Consider the following 19,723-nt stretch of genomic DNA (forward strand, 5'->3'; position numbering starts at 1 on the left):
ACAACAAAAACAACAGATGGAGACCTCCCGTGCCCCACGCACTCACGCCTCTCGCCTTCGTCATCGCCGCAAGCCTGCCCCTGGCAGCCGTGGCCGAAACCAGCCCCTACAGCCAGTTCGTCACCTTTGGCGACTCGCTCAGCGACGCCGGCAACTTCCCCGATGTGGGCAGCCCGTTGCTTGGTGGCAATCCCACCGGTGGCCTGCGGTTCACCAATCGCACCGGGCCAACCTATGCCGACAACAACACCGAATATTACGGTCAGGTTGTTACCCAGGTACTCGCTGGTCGCCTTGGACTCGAATCGCTGCCCTCTACACCTTTACTGCCACAACTTCTGACCGGAAACGCCGACGGCACTAACTACGCTGTCGGCGGCTATCGATCGGACCAGATCCTCGATTCGCTCGTCGGCACCTCGACGGTAGCCGCGAATGGGCTTGCCCGAAGCCGCCCGGGCTACCTCGTCGAGAATCCGCAAGTCGACCCAAACGGTTTGTACTACCTCAACGGCGGCGCCAATGACATCTTCCAACTCGTGCAAAACGGCCGCCCCGTCACTATGGCGCAGGCGGCGGGCAACATGGTTGAGGCCGTCAGAGCGCTGCAGGCAGCAGGCGCGCGATACATCGTGGTGTCGGATCTGCCCAACGTCGGCGACACACCCTTGGGCAACAGCCTGCCCGGACTTGGCGACGTGCTCAACGGCCTGAGCGATGCCTTCAACGCAGAACTTGCCTCCGGGCTACAGGCCCGGGGCGGGAACTACGTCCTGCTGAACAATCGTCTGCTGCTCGAAGAAATACGCAATGACCTGGCGCTTTTCGGCTTCGACCCGGCAATCGACCAGACCTCGGTGTGCTTCGGCGGCGACGGTTGCACCGCCGATCCAACCTACGGCGTCGGCGGCGCGACGCCCGATCCGAGCCGCCTGCTGTTCAACGACGCGGTGCATCCAACCACGGCCGTCCACCAGATCAGCGCCGATTACATCTACTCGATCCTGGAAGCACCTGCGCAGGTGTCGCTGTTGCCAGAAATGGGCCGCACAGCCTTGAGCAGCCACTGGCAGATGCTCGACACCGAACTGGCAGCGCAGCGCAGCAGTTCTCAGCAGGTGGGCAGCGGGCGCGCCTTTGTGCAGGGCGACTATAGCCGCTCGGACTATGATGGCTTCGGCGGTGGTGACGGCAGCCGCCCGACCGTCACCTTGGGTTACATCCATCGCCTGTCCGACGCCTGGTCCATCGGTGCAGGCTTTGGCCTCGCGCAAAGTTCGCTGGAGCTCGGCGACGCCAACTCGGACTTTGACATGCGCAGCTACCTCGGCACGTTACTGGCCGGCTATCAGCGGGATCGGCTGTTCGCACAGCTGGCACTTAGCGCCGGCTATCTGGACTACGACTCGCTGGACCGCCGCTTAGCGCTGGGTGTGGCCGAGCGCACGGAAAAGGGCAGCACCGAAGGCATGCTCTGGGGCGTATCGGGCAAGACCGGTTTTAACCTGATGCAGCCGGGTGAGCAGCTGGCCTTCGGCCCCTTCGTCGGCGCCAGCTACCAGAAGGTCGAGGTCGATGGCTACCGTGAAGAGGGCACGAGCGCTACTGCACTGACCTTCGATGACCAAACGCTCGAGTCGCTGAGGCTGACGGCCGGGCTATTCGGCGAATATGCGCTAAGCGAGCGCACCCGGCTGTTTGGCGATGTGGCCCGTGAACTGGAGCGAAAGGATGACGAGCGGGAGAACGTTCGCCTGTCGCTCAACAGCGTCTCTGGAAACGAGTTCGAACTGCCCGGCGCGATGCGAACCGGCGACCAGACACGCTTCACGCTGGGGCTTGCGCATCAGTTGACGCGGGACGTCAGCCTGCGCGCCAACTACCACTACGTCGGCAACGACAACCGCAACCATGGCATCGGCCTTTCGCTGGCGGTCGATCTGTAGGGACTGATCCTCGTTTGGCAATTGCCTAACCGCTACGTGGCGCTGCGTAGCGGTTTTTTTTTGTTTGCGGCATATGCGAGCCGGCTGATCCGGGGCGATTGATGAAGCGCGCGCGCTGTGGCGACTGGCGGACTCAACGGGAGGGAATCGAAAAACCGACTCCCCTTTCGCTCATCGCCGCCCTAGTTGTTGCTGCAAGGTCGCTATCTGGCTCTGCAGTGTATTGATGCTGCGCGTCATCTGCGCCCGGAATGCATCGAACTCTCCAGTGTTCACCCCCGGCGTGGGTGAGGGACGGTTGTCCAGTTCGCTGCGCAGTACGAGCAGATCCTGCTCAAGCCGGCTGACCGCCTGGCTGGCGTCGCCCTTTTGCTTGAGCGCTGCGATGTCCTTGCTCATCCCGTCGACGCGTGACGCCAGCGCCGGCACGCTATCGACCGAGCCCTTGAGGTCGTTGACCGCGCCTTTGAGCGTAGCCTGTTCGCCGCTCAGCCCCTTGATGCCAGCGGCCAATTCGGCGGTGCTCGCTTGCTGCGCACGCACGTCGGTGGCGACCGCCTCGACGCGCCGTCCTTGCTCGTCAAGCCGCTGCTGCTGGTTGTCCTGCTTACCGACCAGGCTCTGCTGCTGCGTGGTGATGGCGCGCTGCTGTTCGGCAAGTTCCAGCGCCTGCTTTTCCAGTTGCTTGATGCGCAGCTTGAGCGCCTCGCCTTCGGTGGTCACGTTCGATTCGGTGGCAACGACCTTGCCGGAAATGTCCTGAAGCCGCCCCGCCGCCTCTTCGCTGATGCGGGCGAAACTGTCTTGCGTGGCGACCAGTTGCGCTTCGAGCCGGGCCATCTGCTGCATGCTCCACCAGCCCAGCGCGCCGAGGGCGGCAAGCAGGACCACGATCATGATCCACAGCGGAGCGGTGTTGGCGCCGCGACGTTTCTGCCGCGACCGCCCTTCATCTGCACGCATCTCTGGCGCCGGGCGACGAACAGGCTCCAACTCGGGCGCTGGGTAAGGACCGTCCCGGTCGCGTGCTGCGGTCAGGCTGGGTACGTTTTCCAGTTCGTCGTGAGCATCGTTGCGCATGGGATACCTTCAGGGCGCGGAGCGAAAACAGCGCGCAGTATAGCGATTCAACCCACCAACTTCAGCGGCCCACTCGACGCACCAGGAACAGGCGTGGCGGCCACCCCAAGCCTCAGGTGCGTGCAGCCACGTCGTCGAACCGGGGCGCAGCCATAGAAGTAACTGGCTACAGGTCCCGCCATGCCTGCGATCTCGGCACCAAAACCTTGGGAGAAACGTGAACTGGTACGCGCATTGCTTTGCAGCCAATGCCAGCGGATAGCGTTTTCCGACACGGAGGTCGGGCCTTATGCCTAAGCCGGGACGTGCTCATAAAGGAGTGATACGTCATGGAGTTCAACAAGGCGGTTCTCGACTGCATGCAAAGCCTTCGCCGTCGCCTGCGCGAGGAGCAACACCTGGACATACGCTTGAGCCAGCCGGATGCAGTCACCGCGATGCTGACCGCCTGCCTTGGCTCCGGCGACGAACTGACGCGTGAACTAGGCCGGCAACTCGCGGCTTACAGCGACCTGCCCTCCCCCAGCGGGGTCAAACTAGCCGCCCATGCGGCTCATGTCCCAGCCGTGCGCATCTATCGCGGCCAACGGGTCATGGCCTGACCCTACTCAACCAGCCACTGACCGGCGACGTGCTGCAACTGGCGCGTCAGCTCACCCAGCAGCTCGCCGCCGTTGCGCCAGTGGTGCCAGAACAGTCGCACGTCGATGGGCGGGCCGCTGAACACATCGACCAGCGCCCCGCTGCGATAAAGCTCCTGTACTTGCAGCTCGGGCACCAGCCCCCACCCTAGACCACTCTGGATCAGACGCACGAAGCCCTCCGACGACGGGCAAAGGTGGTGGCTGAAGGGGCCCTCCAGCCCCAGCGATGCGAGATAGCGGTGCTGCAACTGATCATCCGGGCCAAACACGATAGCCGGTGCCCGCAGCAGCGCCTCGGCGCTCAGAGCGCCCCGCAGGTGCCGGTCAATAAATGCGGGACTGGCCAGCGCGCGATAGCGCATGGCACCGAGAAACTCACTGCGCGCCCCGCCCAGTGGCCGCTCGACTGCGCAGACACAGGCCGCCACCTCCCCGGCCCGCATGCGCTTGAGGCCAACATCCTGATCTTCCAGTACGTGATCGAGCACCACGCCTCGATTCGCGCAAAAGGGCGCAACGGCCGGCGCCCACCAGGTAGCCAGGCTGTCGGAATTGAGGGCAATACGCAGCCGCTCCGGTAGGTGGCTGTCATCGAGCTGCGGCACCTGGGCCTGCAGGTCACGCTCCAGCAAGCGAACCTGCTGGACGTGGTTGAGCAGGCGCCGCCCTACTTCGGTCGGCTTCGGCGGCGTTGCACGTAGGAGCACGGGCTGCCCCAGCCGTGCTTCAAGCAACTTGATTCGCTGGGACACAGCCGATTGCGACAGCCCCAGGCGCTGCGCTGCCCGTTCGAATCCTGCCTGCTCCACTACCGCAGCCAGGGCGGCGAGTAGCTTGTAGTCAAACATCAGCCTTCCTTATATGGCATAACGGTTTTTCGTTTTTCTTATAAGCCGCTTGCATCGAGACTGCCAGCCATTCCTTCGAAACGCGGGCAGCAACGCAATGTGGCAGAGCTATTTCAATGGGTTACTGGTAACGGCCGGGTTGATCGTCGCGATTGGTGCGCAGAACGCTTTCGTATTGGCGCAGAGTCTGCGCCGCGAGCATCACCTGCCGGTTGCGGCGCTGTGCATCGTCTGCGACATCCTTCTTGTCAGTATTGGCGTGTTCGGCCTCGCTGCGTTGCTCGCCAGGAGCCCCTTGTTGCTGGAAGTCACCCGCTGGGGCGGTGCGGCCTTCCTGCTTTACTACGGCGTCGTGGCGCTGCGCCGCGCCATGCGCCCGCAAGGACTCAACGAAGATGAACGCAACGGCACCCGCCCACTGCACCGCGTGCTGTTGGCGGCCCTCGCGGTGACGCTCCTCAACCCGCATGTGTATCTCGATACCGTTCTGCTGATTGGCACGCTCGGGGCGCAACAGCCTGAGCCGGGTGCCTATACGCTCGGCGCCGCCAGCGCCTCAACGATATGGTTCCTTATCCTGGCACTGGGTGGCGCCTGGCTCGCCCCATGGTTGGCACGCCCGCTGACCTGGCGCCTGATCGACCTCGGCGTGGCGGCGATGATGTTCGCTGTCGCGGCGCAACTCATCTTCGCCGCGTGAGGAACGACCGCTACAGGTGACGGTCCACGTTGTGGGTTCCACCAGCCCCGCCCTCGCCTAGAGCCATCAGCCACAAGGCTCTGGCACGGCTTTCCCACACAGTTGGCGCGTGGTTTTGCCGCAGGGCCGGTGCTATGATCCCGGGTTCGCGGGCATGGAGCGGAACGCTTCAGCCCGCCACCACGGCCGCCCGTGAACGGCCAAGAGATTGCGCACGCATGCAGCGAGCGAAGGGAAAAGACAGACGCAAACGGACGACTTCGTGCAGTTTCATCCGTGGCGCAAGGCGCTGACCGCCAGCGCAACTGCCTCCTTCCAGCTGGCCGCATCAATCCTCGACACCTGAGCAGGAGATACACCATGGCTTTCGAATTGCCCCCGCTTCCGTTTGAAAAGAACGCCCTCGAGCCGCACATTTCCGCCGAGACGTTCGAGTATCACCATGGCAAGCATCACCAGGCCTACGTGACCAACCTGAACAACCTGATCCCAGGTACCGAGTTCGAAGGCAAGGACTTGGAAACCATCATCAAGACCTCCTCCGGTGGCATCTTCAACAATGCTGCCCAGGTCTGGAACCACACCTTCTTCTGGAACTGCATGGCCCCGAACGCGGGCGGCCAGCCGACCGGCGCCCTGGCTGACGCCATCAACGCGGCCTTCGGTTCCTTCGACAAGTTCAAGGAAGAATTCACCAAGACCGCCATCGGCACCTTCGGCTCTGGCTGGGCCTGGCTGGTGAAGAAGTCCGACGGCAGCGTCGGCCTGGCCAGCACCATTGGTGCCGGCAACCCGATGACGGCTGGCGACAAGCCACTGCTGACTTGCGACGTCTGGGAACACGCCTACTACATCGATTACCGCAATGCTCGTCCGAAGTTCGTCGAGGCGTTCTGGAACGTCGTGAACTGGGACTTCGTGGCGAAAAACTTCGCCTAAGTCCGGCCTGCTCCGCGGTAGCTCGAACGGGTCACCGCCTGCATGCCACGAAATGCCCGCATCGTCTGATGCGGGCATTTTTCGTTGGGCGACAGCCAGAACACCGGTTGGCGGCTGCGCCCCGCCACGGTGCAACCGGGCAACCTCTCACTTGGCGAAGCACCATTTCGGCGCAGCGACTATCATCGCCACGGTTGGCGGTTGGCTAACGGCCAGCCGCGCCAGCGGTCGCGCATGGTTTCCTGACTGCATGGCCAGCTTTTTGCTTTTCTCCGATAACGAATCCCAGCGGAACCCTGTTCATGTCCGACTCGCCAACCGCCCGGCTGCAGCTGCGAGGCATCACCAAGCGCTATCCCGGCTGCCTGGCCAACGACCGCATCGACCTGTCCATCGATCCCGGTGAGATTCACGCCCTGTTGGGGGAGAACGGCGCGGGCAAGAGCACGCTGATGAAGATCATCTACGGCGTCACCCAGCCCGATGCCGGTCAGATCGTTTGGCAGGGCGAGCCCGTGACCATGCGCGACCCGGCCCAGGCGCGCGAACGCGGCATCGGCATGGTCTTTCAGCACTTCTCATTGTTCGAAACGCTGACCGTAGCGGAGAACATCGCGCTCGCGCTGGGCGCCGCCGCTGGCTCACCCAAGCAGCTGGAGCCAAAGATCCGTGAGGTGTCCAAACGCTACGGCATGCCGCTCGAGCCGCACCGCCTGGTACACAGCCTGTCGATCGGCGAGCGCCAGCGGGTGGAGATCGTTCGCTGCCTCATGCAGGACATCAAGCTGCTGATCCTCGACGAACCGACGTCGGTGCTCACCCCGCAGGAAGCCGACGACCTGTTCGTGACCCTGCGACGCCTGGCGACCGAGGGCTGCAGCATTCTGTTCATTAGCCACAAACTCAATGAAGTTCGGGCGCTGTGCCAGGCGGCCACCGTGCTGCGTGGCGGCAAGGTATCGGGGGACTGCATCCCGGCCGAGTGCTCTGATCTCGAACTGGCGCGCCTGATGGTCGGCGACGCCGAAGGCCTCGAAGCGGAATACCCCAAGGCCGAAGGATCAACGCCGTTCCTGCGGGTCGAGCGGCTGTCCTGGCACAACGCCGACCCATTCGGCGTTTCACTGCGCGATGTCGACCTCGAGGTGCGCGCGGGTGAGATCGTCGGTATTGCCGGTGTCGCCGGCAACGGCCAGGACGAACTGCTAGCCCTGCTCAGCGGCGAACGCCCGCTGGCGGCCAACGAAGGCGAGACGATCCGCTTCCTCGGCGACCCGGTCGCCCACCTGCGCCCGGATGCACGCCGCCGCCACGGCATGGCGTTCGTGCCCGCCGAACGGCTGGGTCACGGCGCGGTGCCGAGCATGAGCCTGGCCGACAACGCCCTGCTCACGGCCTCCCAGCAACGCGGAATGCTCGGCAATGGACTGATCCAGCGCAGCCGCGTCAAGGCGTTCGCCGACAGCATCATCGAGCGCTTTGCAGTGAAGACACCGGATGCACAGGCACCTGCCGCCAGCCTGTCGGGCGGCAACCTGCAGAAATTCATCCTCGGCCGGGAGATTCTCCAGCAACCCAAGCTGCTCATCGCCGCACACCCCACCTGGGGCGTCGACGTCGGCGCAGCAGCAGCAATCCACCGCGCCCTGATCGAACTTCGCGACGCCGGGGCGGCGATTCTGGTGGTCTCCGAAGACTTGGAAGAGCTGTTCCAGATCAGCGACCGGATCGCGGCGCTCAGCCATGGCGCGCTTTCGGCCCAATATCCGACAGCCAGTACCACACCCGCTGAAGTCGGTCGCTGGATGGCCGGCCAGTTCGATACCCGCATTCCTGCCTCCACCCCCGCAGCCTGACGAGACCGCCCATGTTGTTATCCCTAGAACCGCGCGGCCAGCAGTCGCGCGCCATGCTCTGGTTCTCGCCGCTGCTCGCGGCCGTGCTGACGCTACTCAGCGGCGCCCTGCTCTTCGCCATCCTCGGCCACCCGCCGTTGGAGACGCTCAAGGTGCTGCTCATCGATCCGGTGGGCGACCTGTATGGCATCTCGGAACTGCTGGTCAAGGCATTGCCGATCATGCTCTGCGCGCTCGGCCTGGCGGTGGTCTACAGCGCACGTATCTGGAACATCGGTGCCGAGGGCCAGCTGCTCATCGGTGCGCTCGCTGGCAGCGCCGTGGCGGTCAACATCATCGATTGGGAAAGCCAGTGGGCACTGGTGATCACGCTACTAGCAGGCACGCTCGGCGGCGCGGCCTGGGGCGCGCTCTGCGCCTGGCTGAAGACGGCATTCAACGCCAATGAAATCCTCACCAGCATCATGCTCAACTACATCGCGCTGAACTTGTTGCTGTTCTGCGTACACGGTCCGCTGAAGGACCCGGAAGGCTTCAATTTCCCGGAATCCGCCATGTTTGGCGACGCTACCCGTTTGCCACAAATCGTTGAAGACCTGCGCGTACACGGCGGCCTTTATTTCGCGCTGCTGGCGTTCGTCGTGGTGTGGGTCCTGCTGCAGCGCAGCTTTCTGGGTTTCCAGATCAAGGTGCTGGGCCTGGACAAGCGTGCCGCCGGCTTTGTCGGTTTTCGCGACAAGTGGCTGGTCTGGATTACCCTGCTGATCAGTGGCGGCCTCGCTGGTCTGGCGGGGGTCGCGGAGGTCACGGGCCCGATCGGTCAGCTCGTGCCGCAGGTTTCGCCAGGTTACGGCTATGCGGCGATCACCGTTGCCTTCCTGGGCCGCCTGCATCCGCTGGGCATCGTATTCGCCAGCCTGCTAATGGCGTTGCTCTACCTCGGCGGCGAGAACGCACAGATGGCCGCCAACCTGCCTCAGTCGATCACGCAACTGTTCCAGGGCATGGTGCTGTTCTTTCTGCTGGCGTGCGATGTGCTGATTCTTTATAGGCCGCGCCTGAAAAAATGGCGCCGCACGCCGCACTCCGCACCGCTGGCACAGGAGCCTGTTTCGTGAGCCGCTTTCATTTCTGCTTCTCCCAAGCCATCTGCCGCTCGCTGTGTGAGGCCTGATCCATGGACATTGATCTGCTGACCAACATCTTCTACGCCATGATCCGAACCGGTACGCCGCTGCTGCTGGTCGCGCTCGGCGAACTCGTCTGCGAAAAGACCGGCGTCCTCAACCTCGGCCAGGAAGGGATGATGCTGTTCGGTGCGGTGATCGGCTTTATGGTCGCGTTTTCGACCGGCAACCTCTGGCTCGGCGTGTTGTTCGCCTGCCTGGCCGGCGTGCTGCTCTCGCTGCTGTTCGCCATGGTCGCGCTCGGCTTCAACGCCAACCAGGTCGCGACCGGGCTAGCGCTGACGATCTTCGGCGTGGGGCTATCCTCCTTCGTCGGCGCAAGCTGGGTAGGCAAGCCGCTGGCAGGCTTCGAGCCAATCGCCATCCCGCTGCTCGCCGACATTCCGGTCATCGGCCGGATGCTGTTCGCGCAAGATCTGTTGGTTTATCTGTCCTTCACCCTGTTCGCCCTGGTGGCCTGGGTGCTGCTGAAGAGCCGCGTCGGCCTGATCATCCAGGCGGTAGGCGAAAACCCCAACGCGGCCAGTGCGATGGGTCTGCCAGTGCTGCGCGTGCGCACGCTCGCGGTGATGTTCGGCGGCGCCATGGCGGGCCTCGCCGGTGGCTACATGTCGCTTGCCTATACCCCGATGTGGGCGGAGAACATGACCGCCGGCCGCGGCTGGATCGCGCTCGCGCTCGTCGTCTTCGCCAGCTGGCGGGTCAGCCGCGTGCTGCTCGGCGCCTACCTGTTCGGCCTCGCCAGCATCCTGCACCTGGTGGCGCAGGGCATCGGCCTGGCGATCCCCGGCAACTTGCTGGCAATGCTGCCCTACGTCGCGACGATTCTGGTGCTGGTGATCCTGTCGAGGGATGCGGTCCGCACACGCCTCTACGCACCAGTATCGCTTGGCCAGCCTTGGCAACCGGGGCACTGACGGCACTGCGAGACTTTTCGATGCAGGGATGGGCATCTCCGGTTCGACGCGATGCCCATCTGCGCCGCACGCATCGCCACGGCACCGCCAAGGTTCGGCTATCCTCCCCTCCCCGATCCAGAGGAGAGCGAAGCAATGTCCAAAACCGTACTCATCATCGGCGCTTCACGCGGGCTGGGGCTCGGCCTGGCCAGACAGTTCGCCACCGAGGGCTGGCAGGTCATCGCCACCGTACGTAACCCCAATCGCGCGGACGCGCTGAAAGCGGTGCCGGACGTGCGGATCGAATCGCTGGAAATCACCGACGACGCCAGCGTCGCGTCGCTGACCACTCGACTGGAAGGCACGCGCCTCGACGTGTTGTTCGTCAATGCTGGCATCTCAGGGGCACGGACCCTCAACGCTGACAATGCCGGCGCTGAGGACGTTGGCGACCTTTTCCTGACCAATGCCGTCAGCCCTGTACGCCTCGCCAAGCGCCTGCTGCCCTTGGTGAGCCCCGAAACCGGCGTGATCACGTTCATGAGTTCGGTGATGGGCAGCGTCGAGGCGGGCCCGGGCATGGGCATGCCGCTGTATGGCGCAAGCAAGGCGGCACTGAACCATCTGACGCGTACCTTCGTCGCTGAGCTCGGTGAAGGAACGCGCTTGACCGTGCTGTCGATGCACCCGGGCTGGGTGAAAACCGACATGGGTGGTGACGAAGCGCCGCTGGACGTTGAAACCAGCTGCAAGGGCATGGTCGAACAGGTCAGCCGTGCGATCGGGCAAGGCGGCCATGTCTACCTCGATTACCAAGGCGCCCGGCTTCCCTGGTAAGCCCCGTAAACGACGATGCGGGTGGCAACTTTCGTCACCACCCGCATCATCCGTTTCAGACTGACCCGCCCAGGCGGGACGGCGTCAGGCCTTGGGCAAGGTCACGCCGCGCTGGCCCTGGTATTTGCCGCCGCGGTCGCGGTAAGAGGTCTCGCACTCCTCGTCCGACTCGAGGAACAGCATCTGCGCCACGCCTTCGTTTGCATAGATTTTTGCCGGCAGCGTGGTGGTGTTGGAAAACTCCAGCGTCACATGGCCTTCCCACTCGGGTTCCAGCGGCGTCACGTTGACGATGATGCCGCAGCGCGCATAAGTGCTCTTGCCCAGGCAGATGGTCAGCACGTTGCGCGGAATGCGGAAGTACTCGACGGTACGCGCCAGCGCAAAAGAATTCGGCGGGATGATGCAAACATCGCTCTTGATGTCGACGAAGCTTTTCTCGTCGAAATTCTTCGGATCGACGGTCGCCGAGTTGATGTTGGTGAATACCTTGAATTCATCCGCACAGCGCACGTCGTAGCCGTAGCTGGACACGCCGTAGGAGATCAGTCGTTCATTACCCTCGGTGCGCACCTGGCGCTCCACGTAGGGCTCGATCATGCCGTGCTCCTGGGCCATCCGGCGAATCCACTTATCCGATTTGATGCTCATGGCGGGCGTCCTGATCTCTGCTTGGCGGTCTATGAAGGTGCGCGCATCTTACCGAGCCAAAGGGGCTGGTTAAAGCCCGCGCGCCGGGACTGTGCGCCGCATATCTGACGCTTTGGCTGGAAACTGAAAATAATGCTCGCATTGCGTCAGAAATGGAGTATCTTGCGTTGGCTGCTGCTGCATGTGTCACCGTGAATCGCTACATGTTTAGATTTCGATCCGATCATTGCTACGACTCCTTTAACTCCTTGCACACAGTCACCGTTCGGGGTATTTGCCCGTTCAACAAACTTCTACATTGTTCAAGGAGACATTCAAATGTCTAATCGCCAAACCGGTACCGTTAAGTGGTTCAACGATGAAAAAGGCTTCGGCTTCATCACTCCGCAATCCGGTGACGACCTCTTCGTACACTTCCGCGCCATCCAGGGCGACGGTTTCAAGAGCCTGAAAGAAGGCCAGCAAGTTTCCTTCGTCGCTACCCGCGGCCAGAAGGGCATGCAAGCTGAGGAAGTTCAGGTTATCTAACCTGAAGCTTCTTTAAGAAAAGCCCCGCTTCGGCGGGGCTTTTTTATGCCTGCGATTTGGCGTCCAGCCAAACGACTCGCGGCTTACCGGAGGCCCGCCTCCCGCTGAAACGCAAGGCAGGCGCCCCACCGACCGAGTCAGTCGTCGGTCACCATAATGTTCGGCATCGACTGCGCGACGATCTGCCCGCTCTGGGCAATTCGCGCGCCGACCCGGCGGGCCATCTGCTGATAGATCATGGCGATCTGGCTCTCCGGGTCAGCAATCGTTGTCGGCGCGCCTGCATCGGCCTGGCTGCGAATGGCCATCGACAGCGGCAGCGAGGCCAGCAGCTCGACATTGTACTGACCAGCGAGCTTCTCCCCGCCGCCCTCACCGAACAGATGCTCAGCGTGGCCGCAATTGGAGCAAATGTGCACCGCCATGTTCTCCACCACGCCCAGTACGGGAATGTTCACCTTGCGGAACATCTCCACGCCCTTCTTGGCATCGAGCAACGCCAGGTCCTGCGGCGTAGTGACAATGACGGAGCCGACCACCGGGACCTTTTGCGCTAGCGTCAGCTGGATATCGCCGGTGCCCGGCGGCATGTCGACGACGAGATAGTCCAGGTCGTCCCAGGCCGTCTGGGTGATCAGTTGCAGCAGCGCGCCCGACACCATCGGGCCACGCCAGACCATGGGCGTCTTGTCGTCGGCGAGAAAGGCCATCGACATGATCTGCACCCCATGGGCCTGCAGAGGAATGAACGCTTTGCCGTCGCGGATCTCGGGGCGCGTACCCTCGGGAATACCAAACATGATGCCCTGGCTGGGCCCATAGATATCGGCATCCAACACACCGACCCGTGCGCCTTCGCGGGCCAACGCCAGCGCAAGGTTCGCTGCCGTCGTGGACTTGCCAACGCCACCCTTGCCGGAGGCGACCGCGATCACGTTTTTCACGTTGCTCAGCGCAGGCACCTGGTCCTGCGCTTTGTGCGAGCGGATCACGCAATCGACCTGCACGTCCGCGCGCGTCACGCCCTCGAGCCCTTCGATGGCCATCGCCAGCATCTGCGCCCAGCCGCTACGGAACAAACCGGCGGCATAGCCGAGTTCGAGCTGTACGCTAACACGATCCCCCTGGACCTCGATCGAGCGGATACAACCGGCACTCACCGGGTCCTGGTTCAGGTTAGGGTCGGTGTACTGACCCAATACGGCTTCCACCGCTTCGCGTGTGACGGTCATGACTGCTCCCAAGAAAAACCAACCAAAACAGACGGGCATCTTACCCCGCTGCACCCGCCGCGGCCCAATACCGGCATCCGGCGGCAACAACTGCGCCATTCGACCCGCGCGTACCGCGCCAGTGCGGATGAAAAATAACGCCTGCACCTTTATAGTTACCCGCTCACTTCGCCACCCCGACTGCAGATTTCCCAATGTCCGAAGCTCGCCAGATCCTCGTTACCAGTGCCCTGCCCTACGCCAACGGTTCGATCCACCTTGGCCATATGCTCGAGTACATCCAGACGGACATGTGGGTGCGGTTCCAGAAGCTGCGCGGCAACCAGTGCATCTACGTCTGCGCCGACGACGCCCATGGCTCGGCCATCATGCTGCGCGCCGAGAAGGAAGGCATCACGCCGGAACAGCTCATCGCCAACGTCCAGGCTGAACACAGCAAGGACTTTGCCGACTTCCTCGTCGACTTCGATAATTTCCATTCGACCCATTCGGACGAGAATCGCGAGCTGTCCGAATTGATCTACACCCGCCTCAACGAAGCCGGCCACATCGCCACCCGCTCGGTGACCCAGTACTTCGACCCGGAAAAGGGCATGTTCCTCGCCGACCGCTTCATCAAGGGCACCTGCCCGAAGTGCGCCGCCGAAGACCAGTACGGCGACAACTGCGAGAAGTGCGGCGCGACCTACGAGCCCACCGACCTGAAGAATCCGCGCTCGGCCATCTCCGGCGCCACGCCTGTGCTGCGCGATTCCAAGCATTTCTTCTTCAAGCTGCCCGACTTCGAGGCCATGCTGAAGGAATGGACCCGCGGCGGCAGCCTGCAGGAATCGGTCGCCAACAAGATCGCCGAATGGCTCGACGGCGGCCTGCACGAGTGGGACATCTCCCGCGATGCGCCCTACTTCGGCTTCGAGATCCCGGGCGAGCCGGGCAAGTACTTCTACGTCTGGCTGGACGCGCCAATCGGCTACATGGCCAGCTTCAAGAACCTCTGCGCGCGCCGCCCGGAGCTGGATTTCGATGCCTTCTGGAAAAAGGACTCGACCACCGAGCTCTACCACTTCATCGGCAAGGACATCATCAACTTCCACACCCTGTTCTGGCCCGCCATGCTCGAAGGCACCGGCTTCCGCAAGCCCACCGCCGTCGCGGTGCATGGCTACCTGACGGTGAACGGCCAGAAGATGTCCAAGTCGCGCGGCACCTTCATCAAGGCGCGCACCTACCTGGAACACCTGAACCCGGAGTACCTGCGCTATTACTACGCCGCCAAGCTTGGCCGCGGCGTGGACGACCTGGACCTGAACCTCGAGGACTTCGTGCAGAAGGTCAATTCCGACCTGGTCGGCAAGGTGGTCAACATCGCCAGCCGCTGCGCCGGCTTCATCCACAAGGGCAACGGCGGCCTGATGGTCGACCGCAATGCCGCACCGGAGCTCAGCGACGCCTTCCTGGCGGCCGCGCCTTCCATCGCCGAAGCCTATGAAAGCCGCGACTTCGCCCGCGCCATGCGCGAAATCATGGCCCTGGCCGACCGCGCCAATGCCTGGATCGCCGACAAGGCACCCTGGGCCCTGAACAAGCAGGAAGGCATGCAGGATGAAGTGCAGGCGATCTGCGCCACCGGTATCAACCTGTTCCGCCAGCTGGTGATTTTCCTCAAGCCGGTGCTGCCGAACCTGGCCGCCGACGCCGAGCGCTTCTTGAACGTCCAGCCGCTGGGCTGGGCTGACCTGCGGACACCGCTGGCCAACCACCAGCTGAACGCCTTCACCCCCCTGCTGACCCGTATCGAGCCTGCAAAAATCGACGCCATGATCGAAGCCTCCAAGGAAGACCTCGCCGCCACCGAAACCACCGCGCCTGCTGGCAACGGTGAATTGACGAAGGAGCCGCTGGCTGCCGAGATCGCTTTCGACGCTTTTGCCGCCGTGGACCTGCGCATCGCGCTGATCGAGAAGTGCGAGTTCGTCGAAGGCGCCGACAAGCTGCTGCGCCTGACCCTCGACATCGGCGATGCCAAGCGCAACGTGTTTTCCGGTATCAAGAGCGCCTACCCGGACCCAAGCATGCTGGAAGGTCGCCTGACCCTGTACGTCGCCAACCTCGCCGCGCGCAAGATGAAGTTCGGCGTCTCCGAGGGTATGGTGCTGGCCGCCGGCCCTGGTGGTGAAGAAATCTACCTGCTCAGCCCGGACAGCGGCGCCAAGCCCGGCCAACGCGTCAAGTAATGACGTAGCATGAGAAGCCCGGCGCAATGCCGGGCTTCTTTTTCGATTCCAACCAACCGCTTCACCACCCGGAGCCGGTTATGACCCATACGCCCGATCCCAGCAGGCCGTTGAAGAACGTGGCCGAGGCAGGCAAGACAAGGCAAAAGCAGCCGGACACGCGGACCGGGCTGGCCTGCAAGTCAGGTGCTCTAAATGAACATTCCGGGGCTGTTTTCAACGACGTATCGCCAACGCAGGTTGCTTTTCAGCCTCCTGCTAATCGATGTCCGGTTTGTGGCGAGCCGAATCAATGCAGCCTCAGCAACCCCGCGACCGCCACGCACGCATGCTGGTGCTTCACCACCGAGATAGTGCCCGAAGCCCGCGAACGGATTCCGGCAGATGCACAGAACAAAGCCTGCATCTGCCCACGCTGCGCGCGCGGTGAGCTGCCTGAAAAACCCTGATGCGCCTCGACCGCTTTCTCGCCAACCTCCCCGCCTGCAGCCATCGCCAGGCGCGCCTGCTGCTGGCGTCGGGCCGCGCTTCGGTAAACGGGCAGCCCGTACGCGACGGCACCCATGACATCCGTGTGTTCGACCGCATCGAGCTGGACGGCGAGCTGTTGCAAGCCGGCAAACCCGCACGCTTCTACATGCTGAACAAACCCGCCGGCTGCGTCAGCGCCACCGCCGATCCAGCGCATCCCACCGTGCTCGACCTGTTGAACGAGCCTGACAAGGCCGAGCTGCATATCGCCGGCCGGCTGGACTTCAACACCACGGGCCTGATGATCCTCACCAACGACGGCCTCTGGTCCCGCCGCCTGACTCAGCCGGAAAGCCTGCTGGGCAAAACCTATCTCGTGGAAACCGAAGACCCCATCGACCCGATCTGCGTCGAGCGCTTCGCACAGGGGCTGTATTTCGGCTACGAGAACCTCACCACACGGCCCGCTGAACTCCAACTGCTCGGCTCGCGCCAGGCGCGCCTGACCCTGCATGAAGGCCGCTACCACCAGGTCAAACGCATGTTCGGCCACTTCAACAACAAGGTCACCGCCCTGCACCGCGAACGCATGGGCCCGCTCACCCTCGACCCCACCCTCGCGCCCGGCCAATACCGCCGCCTGACGCCAGCAGAAATCGACCCCATCTGAGCCAACCGGCGAATAGTCTCGCCAACCGCTTCAACTCGGCCCCCGCTTCTGGTAAAAAGGCACCCATCGCGGGCGTCGTATAATGGCATTACCTGAGCTTCCCAAGCTCATGACGAGGGTTCGATTCCCTTCGCCCGCTCCAGATCAGAAAAGCCCTGCACTTGCAGGGCTTTTTCGTTTAGGGTTTGGCTTGTTTCGGCTGGGGGCGATTAGTGGGCTTAGCGGAAAATAAATCTGCCCCCTTTTTGATGCTAACCAAAGCGGTAGGCGAGCGGTGGTTTTCTTTAAAACGCTTAAAAGCTAGCATCTGAAACCACCACCGAAATTGAAATCTAAAAGCAAATAAAAATAGGCACAAAGCCATATAACGCCAACGTTCACATTACTGACAAGCAGGATCGTCAATGCCAACTGAAAAAGCAAGGATCAGCATCTATGACATATCAAAGTGCGGATATTTTGAGTGGGGTGAAAAAACACCGCGCTTTGGCGATATAGAAGATATTTTGGCTGATCTAGCAATATGGGCAAAAGGAAAGCCCCTTGTTGCAACCAAGACCTACGAGCAGCAAGACTATACAGAACTCAACCCAACCTATCTATTGGACATAAAGAACAAGGGAAGCAACTGGCTCATAAAAATCTGGAACGAAACGCCATCAACCTCAGGCAATGTACATTCCGTAATGGGCGCCTCCAATGTTGGAAACCCTACGGTTATTGCAAATAAAATTGCAAAAGGCAGCATTCCTGGATTTGCAACATACTTCTGGGTCATGCCTAAAGAAAACATTTTTGCAAGCGTCGGATTTCAACATCTCATAACAGGCCAACCAGCATTTCAACAGTATGTCGAATCGTACATGCAGGCTTTTTCTAAATATGTCGTGCATGCTAAAGCGCCAGCAAAGGGAGTAGACATAGAAATCTTAGGGTATCGAGCAAAAAACACTGCGGACCCTGAGGATCTATCACCCAAGTTCCATACGAACCTTTATAGAAAACCAGGCCCACACATATATCTACTACAGAACGTAGACAAAATAACAAGGGCAGTGAAGAAAACAAAACTGCAGCTAAACAGGACTGACGACCTGCAAATTTGGCAGCAGTTCTTAAGATGGACTAATATCTCACAGCCACAAGCGAAGCCCGCAGACTTTATCAATCTTCGTTACATTATTGGTGCAACCATAACGAAGCCAAATTTGCAGCAAATAATTAAAGAGTGGAAAGACAATACTGACCGACAGTGGGACGACTACGGCTTTGTCATAAAAGGAAGCTCGAAGGTCCATTGGCTCAGCCATGCTACCGCTCGCGGAGAATTTGAGCTCGACGTCCTGAGAGACAACGACGAGATCATCAACACTGACTCCTTAATAAACGCACTTACCAAGAGAAAGCAAGCCATACTCAAATTACTATCATGAGAAAGCCACTGAAATACATAGCCTGGATTACTTCAGTAACGCTGGCCTGCATTGCGGGCTGGCTAGGCTCCGAAATCCCCTTTCATAAACAATGGCCTTTGTTTGAGGCCTTGCGTACCACGGCTTCAATTATCTTCGCAGTTGTGGGAGCTTGGATTGCCATTGTCTATCCCGACAGGCTCCGCCTCTCGTTTTCAAAAGGCACTCAGACAAAAAACAACCATAACGGCCTTAGCCAATTATTTTCCCCTATAGTTCACTCAACCACCATCTTATGCATAATCCTATTGATAGGAGTTACTGCTCCAATCTTACAGACAATTAACGTACTGAATGATTACAGTAAGCCACTACGCGGCGCTTCCTATTTTACGCTGGTTACGCTTACATTATGGCAGCTCTGGACGGTCATCTTAACCCTAATACCAGCAGATGCGATCAAAACCATTTCCGAAAGGGACGACGAGCATCAATCACTCGTCGACGGCTATACCAATCGAAGTTCAAAACTTTAATTCAATAATCAAACTCACGCTCGAGACAATCGACTTTCGCAGCAGCCAAAAAAAATAAATCATGCCGTAATGCTTTTAGCGGGACACTTGGCATATACAACGCATTAAGGAAAAAACAGTGGATGTTTTCGGGTGGATTATCGTTTTCGCTATTGTCTTCTTCATTTTCCAAGTCAAGAAGAAGCCAAAATCCAAACCGTTACAAGCGGCCACCGCGCGCACCATGGAAGGAGCCAGCTAGGAAGCAAGAGCCGACGTTTACTGGGACCGCCAGCGCTCAGCCTCAACCGCAGCAACCACAACAAGCGCCACAGTCAGCCCAACCGAGTCGCAAGATCGCCGCGGACGGTTTTCGCTACGACCCAGACGGCGAATGGCCGTTTCAGAAGCGGAAGCTGATAACCGCAACGGAGACAGTCCTGTTCGAGCGCCTGCGGCAAGCATTGCCGGATCACTACATCTTTACCCAGGTTCAGCTATCGCAACTGGTGGCGATCAAGAAAGGCCACAGCTTCAAGATGTGGTTCTCCCGCATTAGTCAGATGAGCGTTGATTTCGTGATCGCGGACGAGTTCTTGAACACCATTGCGGCTGTCGAGCTGGACGATAAATCGCACTACTCGGACAAGGATCGACACAAAGCCGATGCCAAGAAGGACAAGGTTCTAACCGCAGCGGGCATTCGCGTTGTGCGCTGGCGTTGCGAGATCATGCCGTCCGTAGAGCAGATCGCCCTTACTTTCCCGGAGTGCAAGCGCGCACCAGAGCCGCAGACGCCAGGAGCGGTTCCGACGCCAACCATCGAGCCGGTAATGCAGCCGAGCTCAACTTCGGAGCGGGTCGAACCTACTTTCGACAGGCCGGTGTAGGTCGAGCCACGCTCACCATCGCATCCGGGTTGATCGACTACCGATGGGCTGACCGCATCTAGCGGTCTGTGCGCTCTTGACGCGCTGGCGAAGCGACTCGAAATACCAGTCGTTTGCAGGCTCCACTAGCTTTGATTGAACGCCCTCAAGTAGCTGTCGACGCAGTTGTTCCTGATCCATCCGA

General features: G+C 61.0%; 18 protein-coding genes, 1 tRNA gene and 1 pseudogene. 16 read left to right on the plus strand and 4 right to left on the minus strand.

What is annotated here, in order from left to right; genetic code table 11:
• Positions 1–29: 29 nt before the first annotated feature.
• A complete protein-coding gene (locus M1D78_RS15545) occupies positions 30–1,946 on the plus strand; it encodes an autotransporter domain-containing protein (protein ID WP_437420893.1) in 1,917 nt (638 codons plus the stop codon).
• A 171-nt stretch (positions 1,947–2,117) separates the two neighbouring features.
• On the opposite strand, the gene M1D78_RS15550 is transcribed toward M1D78_RS15545, so the two are convergent.
• A complete protein-coding gene (locus tag M1D78_RS15550) occupies positions 2,118–3,026 on the minus strand; it encodes an ATPase (protein ID WP_437420894.1) in 909 nt (302 codons plus the stop codon).
• A 329-nt stretch (positions 3,027–3,355) separates the two neighbouring features.
• Between M1D78_RS15550 and M1D78_RS15555 the strand changes: the two genes are divergently transcribed.
• Positions 3,356–3,628, plus strand: a complete 273-nt coding sequence (locus M1D78_RS15555; RefSeq protein WP_437420895.1) for a hypothetical protein — start codon at positions 3,356–3,358, stop codon at positions 3,626–3,628.
• A 2-nt stretch (positions 3,629–3,630) separates the two neighbouring features.
• On the opposite strand, the gene M1D78_RS15560 is transcribed toward M1D78_RS15555, so the two are convergent.
• Positions 3,631–4,518, minus strand: coding sequence for a LysR family transcriptional regulator ArgP (locus tag M1D78_RS15560; protein WP_437420896.1), 888 nt, complete (start codon positions 4,516–4,518; stop codon positions 3,631–3,633).
• Between the two features lie 97 nt (positions 4,519–4,615).
• On the opposite strand from M1D78_RS15560, the gene M1D78_RS15565 reads away from it, so the two are divergent.
• The 6 genes from M1D78_RS15565 to M1D78_RS15590 all read left to right on the plus strand — a co-directional run bounded on the left by M1D78_RS15565 (position 4,616) and on the right by M1D78_RS15590 (position 10,936).
• The gene (locus tag M1D78_RS15565) at positions 4,616–5,218 is read left to right on the plus strand and encodes a LysE/ArgO family amino acid transporter (protein WP_437420897.1); all 603 of its coding nucleotides are present in this window, start codon (positions 4,616–4,618) and stop codon (positions 5,216–5,218) included.
• Positions 5,219–5,578: 360 nt separating this feature from the next.
• On the plus strand, positions 5,579–6,157 hold the full coding sequence (locus M1D78_RS15570) for a superoxide dismutase (RefSeq protein ID WP_243607046.1): 579 nt from the start codon (positions 5,579–5,581) through the stop codon (positions 6,155–6,157).
• Positions 6,158–6,459: 302 nt separating this feature from the next.
• Positions 6,460–8,013 (plus strand): ABC transporter ATP-binding protein, encoded by a 1,554-nt coding sequence (locus M1D78_RS15575; protein ID WP_437420898.1) that lies wholly within the window; start codon positions 6,460–6,462, stop codon positions 8,011–8,013.
• 11 nt (positions 8,014–8,024) lie between these two features.
• On the plus strand, positions 8,025–9,131 hold the full coding sequence (locus tag M1D78_RS15580) for an ABC transporter permease (protein ID WP_437420899.1): 1,107 nt from the start codon (positions 8,025–8,027) through the stop codon (positions 9,129–9,131).
• A 59-nt stretch (positions 9,132–9,190) separates the two neighbouring features.
• On the plus strand, positions 9,191–10,117 hold the full coding sequence (locus M1D78_RS15585) for an ABC transporter permease (RefSeq protein WP_437420900.1): 927 nt from the start codon (positions 9,191–9,193) through the stop codon (positions 10,115–10,117).
• A 135-nt stretch (positions 10,118–10,252) separates the two neighbouring features.
• The gene (locus tag M1D78_RS15590) at positions 10,253–10,936 is read left to right on the plus strand and encodes an SDR family oxidoreductase (RefSeq protein ID WP_437420901.1); all 684 of its coding nucleotides are present in this window, start codon (positions 10,253–10,255) and stop codon (positions 10,934–10,936) included.
• An 84-nt stretch (positions 10,937–11,020) separates the two neighbouring features.
• Here the strand turns inward: M1D78_RS15590 and dcd are convergent, their stop codons facing one another.
• Positions 11,021–11,587, minus strand: a complete 567-nt coding sequence (dcd, locus tag M1D78_RS15595) for a dCTP deaminase (RefSeq protein WP_021207353.1) — start codon at positions 11,585–11,587, stop codon at positions 11,021–11,023.
• 318 nt (positions 11,588–11,905) lie between these two features.
• Between dcd and M1D78_RS15600 the strand changes: the two genes are divergently transcribed.
• Entirely contained in the window at positions 11,906–12,115 is a 210-nt protein-coding gene (locus M1D78_RS15600; RefSeq protein WP_003282211.1) for a cold-shock protein, read from the plus strand.
• A gap of 137 nt (positions 12,116–12,252) precedes the next feature.
• Here the strand turns inward: M1D78_RS15600 and apbC are convergent, their stop codons facing one another.
• Positions 12,253–13,347, minus strand: a complete 1,095-nt coding sequence (gene apbC / locus M1D78_RS15605) for an iron-sulfur cluster carrier protein ApbC (RefSeq protein WP_437420902.1) — start codon at positions 13,345–13,347, stop codon at positions 12,253–12,255.
• A gap of 194 nt (positions 13,348–13,541) precedes the next feature.
• Here apbC and metG point away from each other — a divergent pair, with 194 nt between their 5' ends.
• From metG to M1D78_RS15640, 7 genes and pseudogenes are all read left to right on the plus strand, one after another.
• Positions 13,542–15,581: a methionine--tRNA ligase gene (gene metG, locus M1D78_RS15610; RefSeq protein WP_437420903.1), complete on the plus strand. Its 2,040-nt coding sequence runs from the start codon at positions 13,542–13,544 to the stop codon at positions 15,579–15,581.
• A gap of 263 nt (positions 15,582–15,844) precedes the next feature.
• Positions 15,845–16,030 (plus strand): annotated as a pseudogene (locus tag M1D78_RS15615) (cysteine-rich CWC family protein); the annotation flags it as partial.
• Positions 16,030–16,722 carry a pseudouridine synthase gene (locus M1D78_RS15620; RefSeq protein ID WP_437420904.1) on the plus strand — a complete coding sequence of 231 codons (693 nt, stop codon included), beginning with the start codon at positions 16,030–16,032 and terminating at the stop codon, positions 16,720–16,722. The pseudogene M1D78_RS15615 and the gene M1D78_RS15620, both read left to right, overlap by 1 nt.
• Before the next feature lie 68 nt (positions 16,723–16,790).
• Positions 16,791–16,864 (plus strand) — tRNA-Gly (locus tag M1D78_RS15625).
• Between the two features lie 262 nt (positions 16,865–17,126).
• On the plus strand, positions 17,127–18,155 hold the full coding sequence (locus M1D78_RS15630; protein ID WP_437420905.1) for a hypothetical protein: 1,029 nt from the start codon (positions 17,127–17,129) through the stop codon (positions 18,153–18,155).
• Positions 18,152–18,670, plus strand: coding sequence for a hypothetical protein (locus M1D78_RS15635; protein ID WP_437420906.1), 519 nt, complete (start codon positions 18,152–18,154; stop codon positions 18,668–18,670). The genes M1D78_RS15630 and M1D78_RS15635 overlap by 4 nt, the downstream gene beginning before the upstream one ends.
• 122 nt (positions 18,671–18,792) lie before the next feature.
• Positions 18,793–19,539: a DUF2726 domain-containing protein gene (locus tag M1D78_RS15640; RefSeq protein WP_437420907.1), complete on the plus strand. Its 747-nt coding sequence runs from the start codon at positions 18,793–18,795 to the stop codon at positions 19,537–19,539.
• Positions 19,540–19,723 lie beyond the last annotated feature (184 nt).

The organism is Pseudomonas sp. SA195 (genome assembly GCF_054131565.1).